Origin of the sequence: Streptomyces caeni, from assembly GCF_042678285.1 — a bacterium.
GTDB classification, from domain to species: domain Bacteria; phylum Actinomycetota; class Actinomycetes; order Streptomycetales; family Streptomycetaceae; genus Streptomyces; species Streptomyces caeni.
In genome coordinates this window covers 40148-55832 of sequence record NZ_JBHUDX010000110.1, presented here as the reverse complement: position 1 = coordinate 55832, position 15685 = coordinate 40148, and the positions used below count along the sequence as shown (strand labels likewise).

The following is a 15685-nucleotide window of genomic DNA, read 5'->3' as shown; positions in this document are numbered from 1 at the left end:
CGGCGTCCGGTGCGGACGTACCCACCGGTGCCTCCGGTTCGATCACCGTCAGCATGCCCCGCCGGACGCCTCGGCCTCTCCGGCCGACCGGTCCCTGTCCGGGGACCGTTCGGCCCTGTTGCGGGTCCTGCGACAGGGGTCGGAAGGCCGGGGCGCGGGGACTGCCCGGCCCCAGGTGCGCACCGGCGCACGCCCCTAGTGTTCCCGCTCATGGAGAACCATCCGAACGCACGGCAGCGGGAGTCGCGCGTCGCCCAGGGCTGGCCGCTGTCCGGCCGACGGCTGCTGACGCGCCGAGAGGTGTCGGCCGACGGTCGCGCCGTTTTCAGCGCGAACGACCCCAAGTGGGAGGGCTTCTACCGGGACCGCTGGGCGCACGACAAGGTGGTGCGTTCCACCCACGGCGTGAACTGCACGGGGTCCTGCTCGTGGATGGTGTACGTCAAGGACGGCATCATCACCTGGGAGCACCAGGCCACCGACTACCCGTCGATCGGCACGGACTGCCCCGAGTACGAACCGCGCGGCTGCCCGCGAGGGGCGTCGTTCTCCTGGTACACGTACTCGCCCAGCCGGGTCCGCTACCCCTATGTGCGCGGCGAGTTGCTCAAGCTGTGGCGCGAGGCGCGGCGGCGCCTCGGCGACCCGGTGGCCGCCTGGGCCGAGATCACCGGCGACCCGGCCAAGGCCCGCGCCTACAAGCGGGCCCGGGGCAAGGGCGGCCTGGTACGGGCGGACTGGGACGAGGTGACCGAGCTGATCGCCGCGGCGCACGTGCACACCGTCAAGTCGTACGGCCCGGACCGGGTGGCGGGCTTCTCGCCGATACCCGCGATGTCCATGGCCTCCTTCGCGGCCGGCGCCCGGTTCATGTCGCTGATCGGCGGCACACTGCTCTCCTTCTACGACTGGTACGCCGACCTGCCGGTCGCGTCGCCGCAGGTCTTCGGCGACCAGACCGACGTGCCGGAGGCGGCCGACTGGTGGAACACGGGCTATCTGGTGATGTGGGGCTCCAACATCCCCGTCACCCGCACACCCGACGCGCACTTCCTGACCGAGACCCGCTACAACGGCACCAAGGTCGTCGCGGTCAGCCCCGACTACGCGGACAACGTCAAGTTCGCCGACGAGTGGCTGGCGCCGCACCCGGGCACGGACGGTGCGCTGGCCATGGCCATGGGGCACGTGATCCTTCGGGAGTTCCTGGTCGACCGTGAAGTGCCTTACTTCCAAGACTACTTGAGGACATACACCGATGCGCCGTTCCTGGTGACCCTGCGCGAGAAGGACGGCGGCTTCGTGCCGGACGGGTTCCTGACCGCCGCCGACCTCGGGGACACCGGCGAGCACGCCGGCTTCAAGACGGTCCTGCTGGACAGCGCGTCCGGCGAGCCGGTGGTGCCCAACGGCTCCCTGGGCTTCCGCTGGGGCCAGGAGGGCGAGGGCCGCTGGAACCTCGACCTGGGCGACACCGTGCCCGAGCTGAGCCTGGTGGAGCGCGCCGGGGAAGCGGTCGCCGTGTCCCTGCCGCGCTTCGACGAGGGCGCCACGGAGGGCGGCTCGGTCATGGTGCGCGGTGTTCCGGTGCTGCGGGTCGGCGGCCGCACGGTGACCACCGTCTTCGACCTGATGCTCGCCCAGTACGGGGTGGCCCGGCCCGGCCTTCCGGGCGCCTGGCCGTCCTCGTACGACGACGCAGCCGAGCCCTACACGCCGGCCTGGCAGGAGACGATCACGTCGGTGCCGGCCGGGCAGGCGGCCCGGATCGCCCGGGAGTTCGCACGCAACGCCGAACGCACCCGCGGCCGTTCGATGATCGCGATGGGCGCGGGCACCAACCACTGGTTCCACTCCGACACCATCTACCGGGCCTTCCTGGCGCTGACCACGATGACCGGCTGCCAGGGCGTCAACGGCGGCGGCTGGGCGCACTACGTGGGCCAGGAGAAGGTCCGTCCGGTCACCGGCCTGCAGCACCTCGCCTTCGCCTTCGACTGGCAGCGGCCCACCCGGCACATGGCGGGCACCTCGTACTGGTACCTCAACACCGACCAGTGGCGTTACGAGGCGTTCGGGCCGGACGAGCTGGCCTCCCCGCTCGGCAACGGCCGGTTCACGGGCAAGGCGTTCGCCGACTGCCTGGCGCAGGCCGTCCGGCTGGGCTGGACCCCCGGCCACCCCGGCTTCAACCGGAATCCGCTCGACCTGGCGGACGAGGCCGCGGCGGCCGGCCGGCCCGTGGCGGAGTACGTCGTCGACGAACTGAAGGCGGGACGGCTGCGGTTCGCCGCCGAGGATCCCGACGACCCGGCCAACTTCCCGCGGGTGCTGACCGTGTGGCGGGCCAATCTGCTCGGCTCCTCCGGCAAGGGCAACGAGTACTTCCTGCGCCACCTGCTGGGCACCGACAGCGCCGTACGCAGTCAGGAGACGCCGCCCGGGGCCCGGCCCACGGAGGTGGAGTGGCACGAGGAGGCGCCCGAGGGCAAACTCGACCTGATGGTCGCCGTGGACTTCCGGATGACCTCCACCGGCCTGCTGGCCGACGTGGTGCTGCCGGCCGCCACCTGGTACGAGAAGGACGACCTGTCCAGCACGGACATGCACCCGTTCGTGCACGCCTTCACCCCGGCGATCACCCCGCCCTGGCAGGCCCGCACCGACTACGACACGTTCCTGGCGATCGCCGACCGGTTCACCGAACTGGCGGCCGGGCACCTCGGCACCCGCACCGACGTCCTCGCGGTGCCGCTGCAGCACGACACCCCCGACGAACTCGCCCAGCCGGGCGGCACCGTACGGGACTGGAAGACGGGCGAGTGCGAGCCCGTTCCGGGCCGCACCATGCCGAAGCTGGTCACCATCGAACGGAACTACGCGACCGTCGCGCAGAAGATGCGTGCCGTCGGCCCGCTGCTGGACACCCTGGGCACCACCACCAAGGGCGTCACCGTGCGTCCGGACCGTGAGATCGAGGAGCTGCGGCGGCGCTGCGGCACCGTACGCGACGGGGTGGCCGCCGGACGGCCCTCGCTCGCCACGGCCTCCGACATGTGCGAGGCCATCCTCGCCCTGTCCGGCACCACCAACGGCCGCCTGGCCACTGAGGGTCTCCGTGAGCTGGAGCGGCAGACGGGCAGCGAGGGCCTGGTGGAACTGGCGGCTGAACGGAAGGCGGAGCGCATCACCTTCGCCGACACCCGCACCCAGCCGCGAGCGGTCATCACCTCCTACGAGTGGTCGGGGTCGGAGGCGGGCGGGCGCCGCTACTCGGCGTTCGTCATCAACGTCGAGCACCGCAAGCCCTGGCACACGCTCACCGGCCGCCAGCACTTCTTCGTCCAGCATGACTGGATGGCCGAGCTGGGTGAGCAGCTCCCGGTGTTCCGGCCCCCGTTGGACGCCCGGCGGCACTACGGCGACGAGCACCTGGGGGACGGCGGAACCGAGGTGACGGTCCGTTACCTCACGCCGCACTCCAAGTGGTCCATCCACTCCGAGTACCAGGACAACGCGTACATGCTGGCCCTCTCCCGCGGCGGCCCGGTGATCTGGATGTCCACCGCGGACGCCGAGAAGATCGGGGTGAAGGACAACGAGTGGGTCGAGGCGTACAACCGCAACGGTGTGGTGGCGGCCCGCGCCGTGGTCACGCACCGGATGCCCGAGGGCACGGTGTACATGTACCACGCCAAGGACCGCACGGTGAACGTCCCCAAGACCGAGGTCAGCGGCAGGCGCGGCGGCATCCACAACTCCCTGACCAGACTGCTGCTCAAGCCGAGCCATCTGGCCGGCGGCTACGCCCAGTTCACCTACGCGTTCAACTACTACGGCCCCACCGGCAACCAGCGCGACGAGGTCACGGTCATCCGCCGCCGCAGCCAGGAAGTGGAGTACTGATATGCGCGTCTTGGCGCAGGTCGCGATGGTGATGAACCTCGACAAGTGCATCGGGTGCCACACCTGCTCGGTCACCTGCAAGCAGACCTGGACCAACCGGACCGGCGTCGAGTACGCCTGGTTCAACAACGTCGAGACCAAGCCCGGCGTCGGCTACCCGCGCCGCTACGAGGACCAGGAGCAGTGGAAGGGCGGCTGGATGCTCGACAAGCGCGGGCGCCTGGTCCTGCGCTCCGGCGGACGGGTCAAGCGGCTGCTGTCGCTGTTCGCCAACCCCGACCTGCCCGCCATCGAGGACTACTACGAGCCGGTCACCTACGACTACGACAACCTCGTGAACGCCCCGGCCGGGCAGGACGTCCCGGTGGCCCGCCCCCGCTCCGTGCTGACCGGCAAGCCCACCGCCATCACCTGGGGCGCCAACTGGGAGGACGGCCTCGGGGGCGCGCCCGAGCACGCGGGGGCCGACCCCAACCTCACCGGGGCGTGGGCGGACAAGGTGAAGTTCTCCTTCGAGCAGACCTTCCTGTTCCACCTGCCGCGGCTGTGCGAGCACTGCCTCAACCCGGCCTGCGTCTCCGCCTGCCCCTCGGGCGCGATGTACAAGCGGGTCGAGGACGGGATCGTGCTGGTCGACCAAGACCGCTGCCGCGGCTGGCGGATGTGCGTGACGGCGTGCCCGTACAAGAAGGTGTACGTCAACCACGCCACCGGCAAGGCCGAGAAGTGCACGTTCTGCTTCCCGCGCATCGAGGCCGGCCAGCCCACCGTGTGCTCCGAGACCTGCGTCGGCCGGCTGCGCTACCTCGGTCTGCTGCTGTACGACGCCGACCGCGTGGGTGAGGCGGCCGCGGCCCCCGACGAGAAGAACCTGCTGGACGCCCAGCGCGACGTCTTCCTCGACCCGGCCGATCCCGCCGTGATCGCCGCGGCCCGCGCCTCGGGCATCCCGCAGGACTGGCTGGACGCGGCCCGCCGCTCCCCGGTGTACGACCTGGTCGAGAAGTACAGGGTCGCGCTGCCGCTCCACCCGGAGTACCGCACCCTGCCCATGGTCTGGTACGTCCCCCCGCTCTCCCCGGTCCTGGACGCCGTGGGCGAGGCGGGCGGCGACGCGGACGACCCCGACCACGTCTTCGCCGCCGTCACCCGGCTGCGCATCCCGATGGAGTACCTGGCCAGTCTGTTCACCGCCGGGGACACCGACGTGGTCGCGGGGGTGCTGATGAAGCTCACCGCCCTCCGCTCGTACATGCGTGAGCGCACCCTCGGCGAGGAGGGCGATGAGAGGGCCCTCAAGGCCGTCGGCCTCACCGCGCGCGAGGCGGAGGACCTGCACCGGCTCCTCGCCGTCGCCAAGTACGCGGACCGCTATGTCGTTCCGGCCGCGCACACGGAGGACGCCGCCCTGACCGCCCTGGAGAACCGCTGCCCGGTCGAGTCCCCCGGCGACGTGCCCGGCGCTCCGGGCCGCCGGGTGATGCTCGGCATCCCCACCCTGCGCCGCACGTCCGAGGGAGGCTCCGCATGAGCCCGCTGCCCGCCACCGTTCCCGCCATCGTCCGCGCCCGTGTACGCGCGGCCGTCCGCCGTCATGCCGCATCGGACCCGGTTGAGGGAGAGCGGCGCAGCCTGCTGCTGCGGCTGATATCTCTGCTGCTGCAGTACCCCGACGCCGAACTGGCGGCCGCCCGCCCCACGGTGACCGCCGCGGTGCGGGCGCTGCCCCCGTCCCCCGCCGCGACCGAACTGGCGGCCTTCACCGCCTGGTTCACCGCCCAGTCCCCCGACGCGCTGGAACGGCACTACGTCGAGATGTTCGACCTGCGCCGCAAGAGCAGCCTCTACCTCACGTACTACCTGCACGGCGACACCCGCCGCAGAGGCATGGCACTCCTCGTCCTGGCCCAGTCCTACCGGGCGGCGGGCTGGGAGACCGACGGCGGGGAGCTGCCCGACCACCTCCCGGTCGTCCTGGAGTTCGCCGCGCTGTGCGGGCCGGGCGCGGGTGAGGCCCCCCTGTACCGGCACCGGCGCGGGCTCCAGCTGATCCACCGGGCGCTCCAGGACGCGGACTCCCCCTACCGGCACGTCCTGGCCGCCCTGCTGACCCTGCTGCCGCCGCCCACCGAGGCGGATCTGACGGCGGTGGCCCGGCTGGCCGCCGAGGGCCCGCCGGGCGAGGAGGTCGGCGTCGACCCGTACACCGGAGGGCTGTTCGCCCCGCCGGACGCCTTCGTCCCGCCCGAGCAGGCACCGCCGGCCCTTGCGCCCCCTTCCCCGACGACATCCGCGGAAGGTCACCGATGAACGCTTCCGGAGCCGACCTCCTCCTGTGGGTCGCCTTCCCCTACGTCTGCCTGGCCGTGTTCGTCGTGGGGCACGTCTGGCGCTACCGCCACGACCAGTTCGGCTGGAGCTCGCACACCAGCCAGCTGCTGGAGCACCGCTGGCTGCGCTGGGGCAACCCGCTGTTCCACCTGGGCGCCTTCATGGTGATCGGCGGGCATGTGGTGGGGCTCGCCGTACCCGCCTCGTGGACCGAGGCCGCCGGCATCAGCGAGCACGCCTACCACACCACCGCCGTCTGGGCCGGCTCGGTCGCGGGCGCCGCCATGCTCACCGGGCTGGGCATGCTCAGCGCCCGGCGCCTGCTGACCCGGCGGATCCGCCTGGGCACCGACCGCAGCGACAAGGTCCTCTTCCCCCTGCTCTCGGCGGCGGTGCTGCTCGGCATCAGCGCCACGGCCGCGCACAACGTGTTCGGCGGCGGTTACGACTACCGCGCCACCGTCTCCGTCTGGTTCCGGGGCGTCTTCACGCTCCAGCCGCAACCCGAGGCGATCGCCGGCGCCCCGCTGCTGTTCCGGTTGCACGCGCTGACCGCCTGCCTGCTCTTCGCGGCCTGGCCGTTCACCCGCCTCGTCCATGTGTGGAGCGTCCCCGTCGGCTATCTCGTGCGCCCGTACCTCGTCTACCGCCGTCGAGCGGTCCCGGCGGCGGCGCGCGGCGCCTCGGCGGCCGCGCCGCCGGCCCGGCAGTCCGTGTGAGCACCGGATCGGATGTCCGCCGCGCCGCTCTGCCGGCTCACGGCCGCGGGCCGGTGGCGCGCAGCAGCAGCACGGCGATGTCGTCGGTGTGCCATCCGGTCGGCCGGGTGCGGTGGACCAGGCCGTCGATGAGGTGCTCCAGGTCCTGGTCGTCGGCGTCGGCCAGCTGGCGGACGAGGCCGTCGATGGTCCGTGCGACATCCCTGCCGGGGACCTCCACGAGGCCGTCGGTGTAGAGGGCCAGGATCGCGTCCAGGGGCAGGGAGGCTGCGGTCAGGGGATAGCGGACCTGGGGCTCGACGCCCAGCAGCGGCCCGGGATCGACGCCGAGGACCCAGGCTTGGTGGCGGGCCAGGCGCAGCAGTGGCGGGACATGGCCCGCGCTGGCGAGGGTGATCGTGTGCCGGGCCAGGTCGAGCTGGGCGTACAGGCAGGAGACGAGCAGCTCGGACTCGAGGTCGGCCAGGAGCCGGTTGGTGCAGGCCAGGACCTGGTCCGGGCTCGCGCCCGCGGTGGCGTGGGCGTGGATGGCGGTGCGGACCTGGCCCATCAGGGCGGCCGCGGCGATGCTGTGCCCCTCGACGTCGCCGATGACGGCGGCGGCGGTCGTGTCGTCGAGTCGCAGCAGGTCGTAGAAGTCGCCGCCGACTTCGAGGGCGTGACTCGCGGGCAGATAGCGGGCGGCCACGTCCAGTCCCGTCACGGCGGGCAGGGCGCGGGGCAGCAGCGTCTGCTGGAGTCCGCGCACCAGCTGGTGCTTGGCGTCGTAGAGCCGGACGCGGTCCAGGGTCTGGGCGATCAGCCCGGCGAGCGGGGTCAGGACGGCCCGCTCGTCGGGGGTGAAGGTGTGGGGGTGGTCGTAGGACAGGACACAGCAGCCCACGGGCCTGCCGGTGACGATCAGGGGGAGGAAGGCCCAGGCCTGCTTGTCGCTGATCTGGGGTGCCCTCGGGTAGGTGCGGGCCAGCTCGGCGGCGCTGGCGAAGAAGGCGGGGGCACCGCTGGCGAGGACCTGGCCGACGGGGGTGAGGTCGGTGTCCAGCGACAGGCCGTCGACCCGTTCGATGACGGCGCTCGCGTAGCCGTGGCAGCCGGTGATCCTCAGCCGGCCGGCGTCGGCGACCGACAGCACCAGGCCCTGGGCGCGGAACGCGGGCAGGATCTCATCGGCGATCACATCGACGAGGTCGCGCACGCTCCCCGTCTCGCTGAGCGTGGCGGCCAGGTGCACCAGCGGGTACAGAGGGCCCGCCGGCTTCGCCGCGGTGCGGCGCGGAACCGCGAGGCGCACGCCGCGTGGGGTGTGCCGGGCCTCGGAGATGATCCGGACGCTGATGCCGCAGGAGCCGGGATAGAGCTCGAAGAGCAGCCAGTGGTCGGGCGGGCGCAGCGCGGTGAAGGACTGGGGGGTGCGGCTGACGACCGCTGTGCGGTAGCGCTGCTCGCAGGCGGGCTCGTCCAGCCAGTGCAGCGCCTGCCAGGGCCGGGTGCCGAGCAGCCGGTCGGCGTCGAGGCCGAGCAGGCGCGCGGCGGTCGCGGTGACGAAGGTCGTCCTGCCCTCCAGGTCGAGGGCCAGGCCGCCTTCGGGGAGGCGTTCGGCATAGTCGGCGGCGGCCAGTTCCGTCTGGACGGGATGGCGTGAGGTGGCGACGGGGACGACGCACGGCTGATCGGGGAGGACGGGCGGGCGTGGGGCGTCGTCCAGCAGCCGGGCCAGGCGGCGGGCGCTGGAGGTCAGGTGGCTGCGCTCCCGGGGTGCGGCCTCCCGCGGGTGATCGGCGGGCCACAGCAGGACGATGCCGCCCCACAGGCGGCGGACTCCGCGCAGCGGTACGGCGCCGAGGACGAACCGGTAGGGGACGGCCGCGGAGGCGCGCGGATAGCGTCGGGCCATGTCGGCCCGGCTGCCGACCCAGACGAGCCGGTCCTCGCGGACGGCGTCGGCGACCGGTCCGGAGGCGGCGAGCGGTAGACGCCGCCACGGGACGGAGAGGTGGACGGGCAGACCGCACAGCGCCACCAGGCGCAGCGCCGGCTCTGTCTCCTCGACCAGGTACAGGCCGCCGGCGGAGGCACCGATACCGCGCACGGTGTCGGCCAGAGCGGCCCCGAGGCCGTCCGGCAGCGACCAGGGGACGCCGGAGGGCTGATCCGTCCCGGACATGTCCTCCTCCTGAAAGCCCCGCGTGATACACATCACCACTTATTCGGACGTTATGCCCGATAAGGCTCCTCAGTACATCATTTGGGCAAACCAAACACTTCGCTCTCACAGGCATGCGGAATTGCAAAATTTCGCAATTGGTTAGATGCTTTGTTCGCTGTGCCCGCAGGTAGCCGCGGGCACAGCGTTCGCGCTGCTCCCCGCTGCCCCGCCGCCCGGAGCCGGGGTCTCGAAGGGAAGTCGAGGATCGTGTCCGTTCCGCTGTACCAGGCCAAGGCCGAGTTCTTCCGGATGCTCGGGCATCCCGTACGGATCCGGGTACTGGAACTCCTGCAGGACGGGCCCATGCCGGTACGGGATCTGCTGGCCGCGATCGAGGTGGAGCCGTCGGCCCTGTCCCAGCAGCTGGCGGTGCTGCGCCGCTCCGGGATCGTCACCTCCGCCCGGGAGGGCTCCACGGTCGTCTACCAGCCGGCCGGCGGGGACGTCACGGATCTGATGAAGGCCGCCCGCCGGATCCTCACCGAGATGCTGGCCGGGCAGAACGAGCTGCTGGCCGAGCTGCGGGGAGCCGAGGTCGCCGCGCGATGACATCGGGAACCAGCCGGGCCCTTGCCCGGATCGCATCGCTGCTGCCCGGCCGCTCCGATCTCACCGAGATGCGCCGCGACCCGCGCCGGAACCTGCTCGCGGGCCTCACGGTGGCGATCGTCGCGCTGCCGCTCGCCCTCGGCTTCGGTGTCTCCTCCGGGCTGGGCGCGGAGGCGGGCCTGGCGACCGCGGTGGTAGCGGGCGCGCTCGCCGCTCTGTTCGGCGGTTCGAATCTGCAGGTGTCGGGGCCCACCGGTGCCATGACGGTGGTCCTGGTGCCGATCGTCGGGCGGTACGGGCCCGGCGGAGTGCTGACCGTCGGACTGATGGCCGGTGTCATCCTCGTCGCGCTCGCCGTACTGCGGGCGGGCAAGTACATGCAGTACGTGCCCGCGCCTGTCGTGGAGGGCTTCACGCTCGGTATCGCCTGCGTGATCGGGCTGCAGCAGCTGCCGAACGCGCTGGGTGTGCCCAAGCCCGAGGGCGACCGGGTCCTGGTGGTGACCTGGCGGGCCGTGAAGGAGTTCGCCACGTCCCCCAACTGGACGGCTCTCGGCCTCGCGATGGCGGTGGCCGCCATCATGCTGATCGGGGCCCGGTGGCGGCCGACGATCCCCTTCTCCGTCCTAGCCGTGATCGCGGCGACGGCCGTGGCGCAGGTCGCCGGCCTGCACGCGGCGAAACCGATCGGCACCCTGCCGTCGGGGCTGCCCGCCCCCTCGCTGTCCTTCCTCGACCTCGGATCGCTGGGGACCCTGCTCGCACCCGCGGTCGCGGTCGCCGCGCTGGCCGCGCTGGAGTCGCTGCTGTCGGCGTCGGTCGCCGACGGCATGACGGTGGGCCAGAAGCACGACCCGGACCGCGAACTGCTCGGCCAAGGGGTGGCCAACATCGCCGCGCCGCTGTTCGGCGGCGTGCCCGCGACCGGTGCCATAGCGCGGACCGCGGTCAACGTCCGCACCGGCGCCGACTCCCGGCTCGCGGCCCTCGTCCACGCCGCGGTCCTCGCCGTGATCGTCTTCGCCGCCGCACCGCTGGTGTCCAGAATCCCGCTCGCCGCGCTGGCGGGCGTGCTGCTCGCCACCGCCATCCGCATGGTCGAGGTCGGCTCGCTCAAAGCCATGGCCAGGGCCACCCGTTCGGACGCGCTCATCCTCGTCCTGACCGCGGCCGCGACCCTGGCCCTCGACCTGGTCTACGCCGTGATCATCGGTCTCGTCGTCGCCGGTGCCCTCGCCCTGCGCGCCATGGCCAAGCAGGTCCGCTTCGAACAGGTCCCGCTCGACCGCGGAGACCACAGCGCCGAGGAGCACGCGCTGCTGGCCGAGCACATCGTCGCCTACCGCGTCGACGGGCCGCTGTTCTTCGCCGCGGCCCACCGCTTCCTCCTCGAACTGACCGAGGTGGCCGACGTCCGCGTGGTGATCCTTCGCATGTCGCGGGTGTCGACGATGGACGCCACGGGGGCGCTGGTCCTCAAGGACGCGATCGAGAAGCTCGGCCGGCGCGGCATCGCCGTCATGGCCTCCGGCATACGTCCCGGCCAGCGCCAGGCCCTCGACTCCGTCGGCGCTCTCGACCTGCTGCGCCGCGAGGGCCGGGAGTACGCCACCACGCCCGAGGCGATCCGCGGCGCGCGGGAGTACCTCGAATACGCCGGGGTGCTGCCCACCGCCGCCGTCCCGAAGCCCGCGAAGAACAGCAGGACCAGCGAGGAAGCCGTCCGATGAGCCCGTCCGCCACCGCCGTGCACATGATCGAGCTGTCCGGGGCGGAAGCCCTGTGGATGCTGGAAGGCAGGGGGCTGGGGCGGCTGGTGTACGTGCAGCACGACTCGGCCGTCATCCGGCCCGCCCGGCATGTGTGGGAGTTCGGCCGCCTGGTCGTCCGCGCCCCCGCGCCCGCCGCGGTCGTGCCGGTCTCGGCGACGTACCACGTGGACGAGGTCCGTGCCGCGACCGGCACCGGCTGGACCGTCGCCGCCTCCGGCCCGGTGCAGGTCGTCGACGATCCCGACGAGGCGGCCCACTACCGGCGCACGCTGCCCGGCTGGACCCACGGCCCCCATGACACCCTGCTGTACCTGCGCCCCAAGATCGTGCGCGGCTACCGTCTCGTCGGCCCGGGGGCGTGATGCAGGTACGACTCGAGGCACTCCCCCATCGGCACGTGCTCACCCTGCCCAGCGAACCGTCCGCCGTCCGCCTGGCCCGGGAGACGGCAGAGATGGCCCTCGTGGAGTGGGGGATCGGACTGCGCCACCCCGCGGTGGACCCGGCGCTGCTGATCCTCGGCGAACTGGTCACCAACAGCGTCCGGCACGCCGCGGCGGCCTCCCCCCAGGTCACGATCGTCTACGCGGCGAGCGAGGACTGCCTCGCCCTCGCCGTCCACGACCGCCACCCCTACCAGCCGCCACTGTGCGGACCGGCCCCCGGCAGCGGGACGAGCGGACTGGGCACCGTCATGGAGCTCACCCTCGGCCTCGGCGGCACCGCGGTCGTCCGGGCGGATGCCGACGGCCGGGGCAAGAGCATCTGGATCACCCTGCCCCTGTGACGGACAAGGAAGTTCACATGACCATCGAGTGGCGCTACACGGTCGAGGAGAACCTCGGCGTCCTCTCCGTCGCCGGATACCTGGGCCCCGAGGCCGTGCACCGGTTCACCGGCGCCGTCGGCTGGGTGCTGGCCCGCGGCACCAGCCCGGTCGTCGTCGATCTGACCGAGCTGCGCAGCTGGTCCGCAGAGGGGCAGCTCGCCATCGTCGAGGCGGCGCACCGGCTCGCCGCGGGCGGCCGGAGCCTGGAGCTGGCCGCCATTCCCGCCGACGGTTCCCTCGTGCCCGACGGGGACTGCCCGCCCATTCCGGTCCACCCCGACCTGGCCACCGCGCGCGCCGCACACCGCGCGGGCGACGACGGGCAGGCGGAGGGCCGTCACGAGTGGCGCACCACCGGGTGGCCCGACGGCGAGCGGCCGGACAACGCGTCCTGAGGCCGCCGCCGGCCGTCCCGCGCCCGGTGTCCGGACGCGGATTCGGTCCTGTCCGTGGCGCACGCGAGGATGGACCGCATGTTGTCGACGAGTGGGTGGATGCGATGCATGGAGGTCCGGCCGGTGGGGCCGTGCTGTTGCGCCGGGAAGGGGACGGCGCGATGAGCACGCCGCTGTACCAGCTCAAGGCCGAGTTCTTCAAAACGCTGGGCCACCCGGCACGCATCCGGGTCCTGGAACTGCTGAGCGAACGCGAGCACGCGGTCGCCGAGATGCTGCCCGAGGTGGGCATCGAGCCCGCGCACCTCTCCCAGCAGCTCGCGGTGCTGCGGCGGGCGAACCTGGTGGTCACCCGCAAGGAGGGGTCGACCGTGTACTACTCGCTGACCAGCCCGCACGTCGCAGAGCTGCTCCGGGTCGCCCGCACGATCCTGTCGGGTGTCCTGGCCGGACAGGCCGAACTGCTCGCCGATCTCCGGGCCGCCCAGGGAGAACGGAGACTCCCGTCGTAGCGGCGTCCCCCCACCGGCGGCCGTCCCCCGAGAGCCGGACACGGCTCCGCGCACGGGACGACGGCCGCCCCGAGCCGCCATCCTCGCGACGGCGCCAGACGTGACGTGCGACGCCCGGCGCCCAGCATCCGGAGCCCGGTGCACGACAGCCCCCGCCAAGGCATTTGCCCGGCAGGCGCCGCCGGTGGTCCGCAGACCAGCCTGCGGTGCCCTGCCCAACGACCGGAGCCGCTGTGCCTCCCCCCACGCGGTGCCCTGCGCCCGGCCTTCGCCCCGGGGCTCCACGCCCGCACCCCGCACCAGGCCGCATGCCGGTGGGTTCTACGAGGGGATCTCGAAGCGTACGAGGACGATCTTGCCGCTGCGGCCGACGGCCGGCTCGGCGCTGACGTCTCCGTCGTAGGCGGCGGCGAGTTCGGTCACCATGCGCAGCCCCTCGCCCGTCCCCTCGCCGGTGAGGTCGGGCAGCCGCGGCTCGGCGTCCGCTACGCCGACGACCAGCCGCCCTCCCGCGACGGTCGTACAGACATCGGTCACCGGCGACCGGGGGGCGTGCCGCAGCACGTTGGTCACCAGCTCGCTGACGACCAGCAGCACCGTGTCCGCGAACGCCGACCCCGGGACGACACCGGCCGCGGCCAGGTGTCCCGACACCGCCTCCCGGGCCCGTCCGACCGCCTCGGGTCCCACCTCCACCGAGGTGACATGGCGTCGCACCGGGGGCGGCACATGCTCGATCGCCGCCGCCGGCCTGCCGCGCCGCCACGGCAGCCGGAAGCCGCCCTTGCCCGTCACCGCGCCGTCTCCGCCCCGCGCAGCTCGTCCAGCAAGTCCTGCCGGCCGGCCAGCAGAACGGCCAGGATGCGCCGCGCCGCGCCGAGCAGCTCCGCCACATCGCCGCCGGCCAGCTCGTACACCACGGTGGAGCCGGTACGCGTGGCGGTCACGATGCCCGAGCGGCGCAGCACGGCCAGCTGCTGCGACAGGCTCGACGGCTCGACCCCGATCACGGCCAGCAGCTCACGCACCGGCTTCGGTCCGTCCTGCAGCAGTTCCAGCACCCGGATGCGCACCGGGTGCCCCAGCATGCGGAAGAACTCCGCCTTCGCCTCGTACAGCGGAACCGGCATCCGGATCGCCCCTCTTCCGCCCCTCCGCGGTCGCCTTCCCCGGCAACTGGCGAATTGAAGAACTCTTCAATCCCTTCCAGACTAGAGGACGATCCGCAGCCCCAAAGCGGCAGCGCTCACGTTCCCGGTGGGTGATCCGGGTCCGCGCCGGCGGCGGTGCCCCGGCCGGGTTCGGCAACCAGCAGGCTGAGCTGCTCCTCCCCGAGATCGACGTCGACGACATGGCGGAAGCCGGCGGCCTCCGCCGTCGTGACCGCGCCCCGGTCACCCTCCGGGACCGCGTGGACGATCCGCCGGCAGCCCGGATCCGATGTCCCCACGGCCTGGACGAGGGCCCTGAGGACCTCGGGCAGGGCGCCGTCGGGGCACCCCGGTCCGATCCGCAGTTCCAGATCGCGCGCGCCGGCCGGGTAGGCGTCCCTCAGCCGCCCTGCCGCACAGCGCTCCACCTGGACGCCGACGTCCAAGTCCCGGCGGTGCAGCCGCATCCGGCCCGTGACGCGGGTCCACGACTCGACGGCGGTCCGCCATCCGCGCGGGACGCCGAATTCGGGCAGGCGCGGTACCGCGAGCATGTCAGCCCTCCTCCGCCAGCCGCCGGACGGCGACCTTGTCCGGCTTCCCGGCGGCATTCCGCGGGACGGCGGGAACGACCTTGAGGCGTGTCGGCAGCTTGTACCGGGCCAGTTGGGCGCGCCCCCGTGGGCGCGGACGTCCTCCAGGATGATCTCCACCCGGTCGTCCACGCTCATCACGGCGGCCACGGTCTCGCCCCACTGCTCGTCGGGCACCCCGACGACGGCGACGTCGACCACGCTCTTCAGGGCGGCCAGGACCCGCTCGACCTCCGCCGGGTAGACGTTCTCACCACCGCTGATGATCATGTCCTTCAGCCGGTCGACGATGTACAGGTATCCGTCCTCGTCGAGGTGGCCGATGTCTCCCGAGTGGAACCAGCCCTCGTCGTCGAACGCCGCCCGGTCGGCCTCCGGGTTGTTCCAGTACCCGGCGGTCACATGGGGGCCGCGGACGACGATCTCCCCGGGCTCGCCGGGCCCGACGGGTTCGTAGGTGATCGCGTCGACGACACGGATCTCCGTGAACGGCATGGGGATGCCGGCGGATCCGATCTTGTCCAGGGTGCGTTCGGCCGGCAGACGGGTGGCGAAGGGGGCGGCCTCCGTCAGCCCCCACGCCTGCTGGAGCAGCACACCGTGCTCCGCGTAGCGGGAGATGAGCGCGGGCGGCACCGGAGCTCCCGCGACCACCACCGAGCGGAGGTGGCTCAGGTCCTGCTCGAAGACGCCGGGGACCCGGGCGAGGGCGGCGAACATCT

General features: G+C 72.6%; 14 protein-coding genes. 10 read left to right on the top strand and 4 right to left on the bottom strand.

Annotated features, from left to right (window positions below):
• Nucleotides 1–210 precede the first annotated feature (210 nt).
• Genes ACFSL4_RS33795 through narI form a run of 4 tightly spaced genes read left to right on the top strand, consistent with a single transcriptional unit; the run spans nt 211 to nt 6956 of the window.
• Entirely contained in the window at nt 211–3906 is a 3696-nt protein-coding gene (locus tag ACFSL4_RS33795) for a nitrate reductase subunit alpha (protein WP_381091456.1), read from the top strand.
• 1 nt (nt 3907) lies between these two features.
• Nucleotides 3908–5437 carry a nitrate reductase subunit beta gene (gene narH, locus ACFSL4_RS33790; RefSeq protein WP_381091454.1) on the top strand — a complete coding sequence of 510 codons (1530 nt, stop codon included), beginning with the start codon at nt 3908–3910 and terminating at the stop codon, nt 5435–5437.
• Complete coding sequence (gene narJ, locus ACFSL4_RS33785) at nt 5434–6216, top strand: nitrate reductase molybdenum cofactor assembly chaperone (RefSeq protein ID WP_381091452.1); 783 nt, start codon at nt 5434–5436, stop codon at nt 6214–6216. Before narH ends, narJ begins: the two co-directional genes overlap by 4 nt.
• A complete protein-coding gene (narI, locus tag ACFSL4_RS33780) occupies nt 6213–6956 on the top strand; it encodes a respiratory nitrate reductase subunit gamma (protein WP_381091451.1) in 744 nt (247 codons plus the stop codon). The genes narJ and narI overlap by 4 nt, the downstream gene beginning before the upstream one ends.
• A gap of 37 nt (nt 6957–6993) precedes the next feature.
• On the opposite strand, the gene ACFSL4_RS33775 is transcribed toward narI, so the two are convergent.
• Nucleotides 6994–9120 (bottom strand): SpoIIE family protein phosphatase, encoded by a 2127-nt coding sequence (locus tag ACFSL4_RS33775; protein WP_381091449.1) that lies wholly within the window; start codon nt 9118–9120, stop codon nt 6994–6996.
• A 249-nt stretch (nt 9121–9369) separates the two neighbouring features.
• Between ACFSL4_RS33775 and ACFSL4_RS33770 the strand changes: the two genes are divergently transcribed.
• The 6 genes from ACFSL4_RS33770 (at nt 9370) to ACFSL4_RS33745 (ending at nt 13219) form a co-directional block, all read left to right on the top strand.
• Nucleotides 9370–9711 carry an ArsR/SmtB family transcription factor gene (locus tag ACFSL4_RS33770; protein WP_381091447.1) on the top strand — a complete coding sequence of 114 codons (342 nt, stop codon included), beginning with the start codon at nt 9370–9372 and terminating at the stop codon, nt 9709–9711.
• Nucleotides 9708–11441, top strand: a complete 1734-nt coding sequence (locus ACFSL4_RS33765; protein ID WP_381091445.1) for a SulP family inorganic anion transporter — start codon at nt 9708–9710, stop codon at nt 11439–11441. The genes ACFSL4_RS33770 and ACFSL4_RS33765 overlap by 4 nt, the downstream gene beginning before the upstream one ends.
• Nucleotides 11438–11845: a pyridoxamine 5'-phosphate oxidase family protein gene (locus ACFSL4_RS33760; RefSeq protein ID WP_381091443.1), complete on the top strand. Its 408-nt coding sequence runs from the start codon at nt 11438–11440 to the stop codon at nt 11843–11845. Before ACFSL4_RS33765 ends, ACFSL4_RS33760 begins: the two co-directional genes overlap by 4 nt.
• Nucleotides 11845–12270, top strand: coding sequence for an ATP-binding protein (locus ACFSL4_RS33755; protein ID WP_381091441.1), 426 nt, complete (start codon nt 11845–11847; stop codon nt 12268–12270). Before ACFSL4_RS33760 ends, ACFSL4_RS33755 begins: the two co-directional genes overlap by 1 nt.
• A 17-nt stretch (nt 12271–12287) precedes the next feature.
• Nucleotides 12288–12707: an STAS domain-containing protein gene (locus ACFSL4_RS33750; RefSeq protein WP_381091439.1), complete on the top strand. Its 420-nt coding sequence runs from the start codon at nt 12288–12290 to the stop codon at nt 12705–12707.
• Nucleotides 12708–12868: 161 nt separating this feature from the next.
• Entirely contained in the window at nt 12869–13219 is a 351-nt protein-coding gene (locus ACFSL4_RS33745) for an ArsR/SmtB family transcription factor (protein ID WP_381091437.1), read from the top strand.
• A 321-nt stretch (nt 13220–13540) separates the two neighbouring features.
• Here the strand turns inward: ACFSL4_RS33745 and ACFSL4_RS33740 are convergent, their stop codons facing one another.
• The 3 genes from ACFSL4_RS33740 to ACFSL4_RS33730 form a co-directional block, all read right to left on the bottom strand.
• Nucleotides 13541–14014 carry an ATP-binding protein gene (locus tag ACFSL4_RS33740; RefSeq protein WP_381091435.1) on the bottom strand — a complete coding sequence of 158 codons (474 nt, stop codon included), beginning with the start codon at nt 14012–14014 and terminating at the stop codon, nt 13541–13543.
• Nucleotides 14011–14349: an ArsR/SmtB family transcription factor gene (locus ACFSL4_RS33735; RefSeq protein ID WP_381091433.1), complete on the bottom strand. Its 339-nt coding sequence runs from the start codon at nt 14347–14349 to the stop codon at nt 14011–14013. Before ACFSL4_RS33735 ends, ACFSL4_RS33740 begins: the two co-directional genes overlap by 4 nt.
• Nucleotides 14350–14465: 116 nt before the next feature.
• Complete coding sequence (locus tag ACFSL4_RS33730) at nt 14466–15683, bottom strand: AMP-binding protein (RefSeq protein WP_381091431.1); 1218 nt, start codon at nt 15681–15683, stop codon at nt 14466–14468.
• Between the last annotated feature and the right edge of the window lie 2 nt (nt 15684–15685).

Bases quoted from the DNA above. Each gene is read 5' to 3' on its own strand.
- ACFSL4_RS33775 (WP_381091449.1), bottom strand. From the start codon at position 9,120: ATGTCCGGGACGGATCAGCCCTCCGGCGTCCCCTGGTCGCTGCCGGAC.
- ACFSL4_RS33755 (WP_381091441.1), top strand. From the start codon at position 11,845: ATGCAGGTACGACTCGAGGCACTCCCCCATCGGCACGTGCTCACCCTG.
- ACFSL4_RS33735 (WP_381091433.1), bottom strand. From the start codon at position 14,349: ATGCCGGTTCCGCTGTACGAGGCGAAGGCGGAGTTCTTCCGCATGCTG.
- ACFSL4_RS33730 (WP_381091431.1), bottom strand. From the start codon at position 15,683: ATGTTCGCCGCCCTCGCCCGGGTCCCCGGCGTCTTCGAGCAGGACCTG.
- ACFSL4_RS33795 (WP_381091456.1), top strand. From the start codon at position 211: ATGGAGAACCATCCGAACGCACGGCAGCGGGAGTCGCGCGTCGCCCAG.
- narJ (WP_381091452.1), top strand. From the start codon at position 5,434: ATGAGCCCGCTGCCCGCCACCGTTCCCGCCATCGTCCGCGCCCGTGTA.
- narI (WP_381091451.1), top strand. From the start codon at position 6,213: ATGAACGCTTCCGGAGCCGACCTCCTCCTGTGGGTCGCCTTCCCCTAC.
- ACFSL4_RS33765 (WP_381091445.1), top strand. From the start codon at position 9,708: ATGACATCGGGAACCAGCCGGGCCCTTGCCCGGATCGCATCGCTGCTG.
- narH (WP_381091454.1), top strand. From the start codon at position 3,908: ATGCGCGTCTTGGCGCAGGTCGCGATGGTGATGAACCTCGACAAGTGC.
- ACFSL4_RS33760 (WP_381091443.1), top strand. From the start codon at position 11,438: ATGAGCCCGTCCGCCACCGCCGTGCACATGATCGAGCTGTCCGGGGCG.
- ACFSL4_RS33745 (WP_381091437.1), top strand. From the start codon at position 12,869: ATGAGCACGCCGCTGTACCAGCTCAAGGCCGAGTTCTTCAAAACGCTG.
- ACFSL4_RS33750 (WP_381091439.1), top strand. From the start codon at position 12,288: ATGACCATCGAGTGGCGCTACACGGTCGAGGAGAACCTCGGCGTCCTC.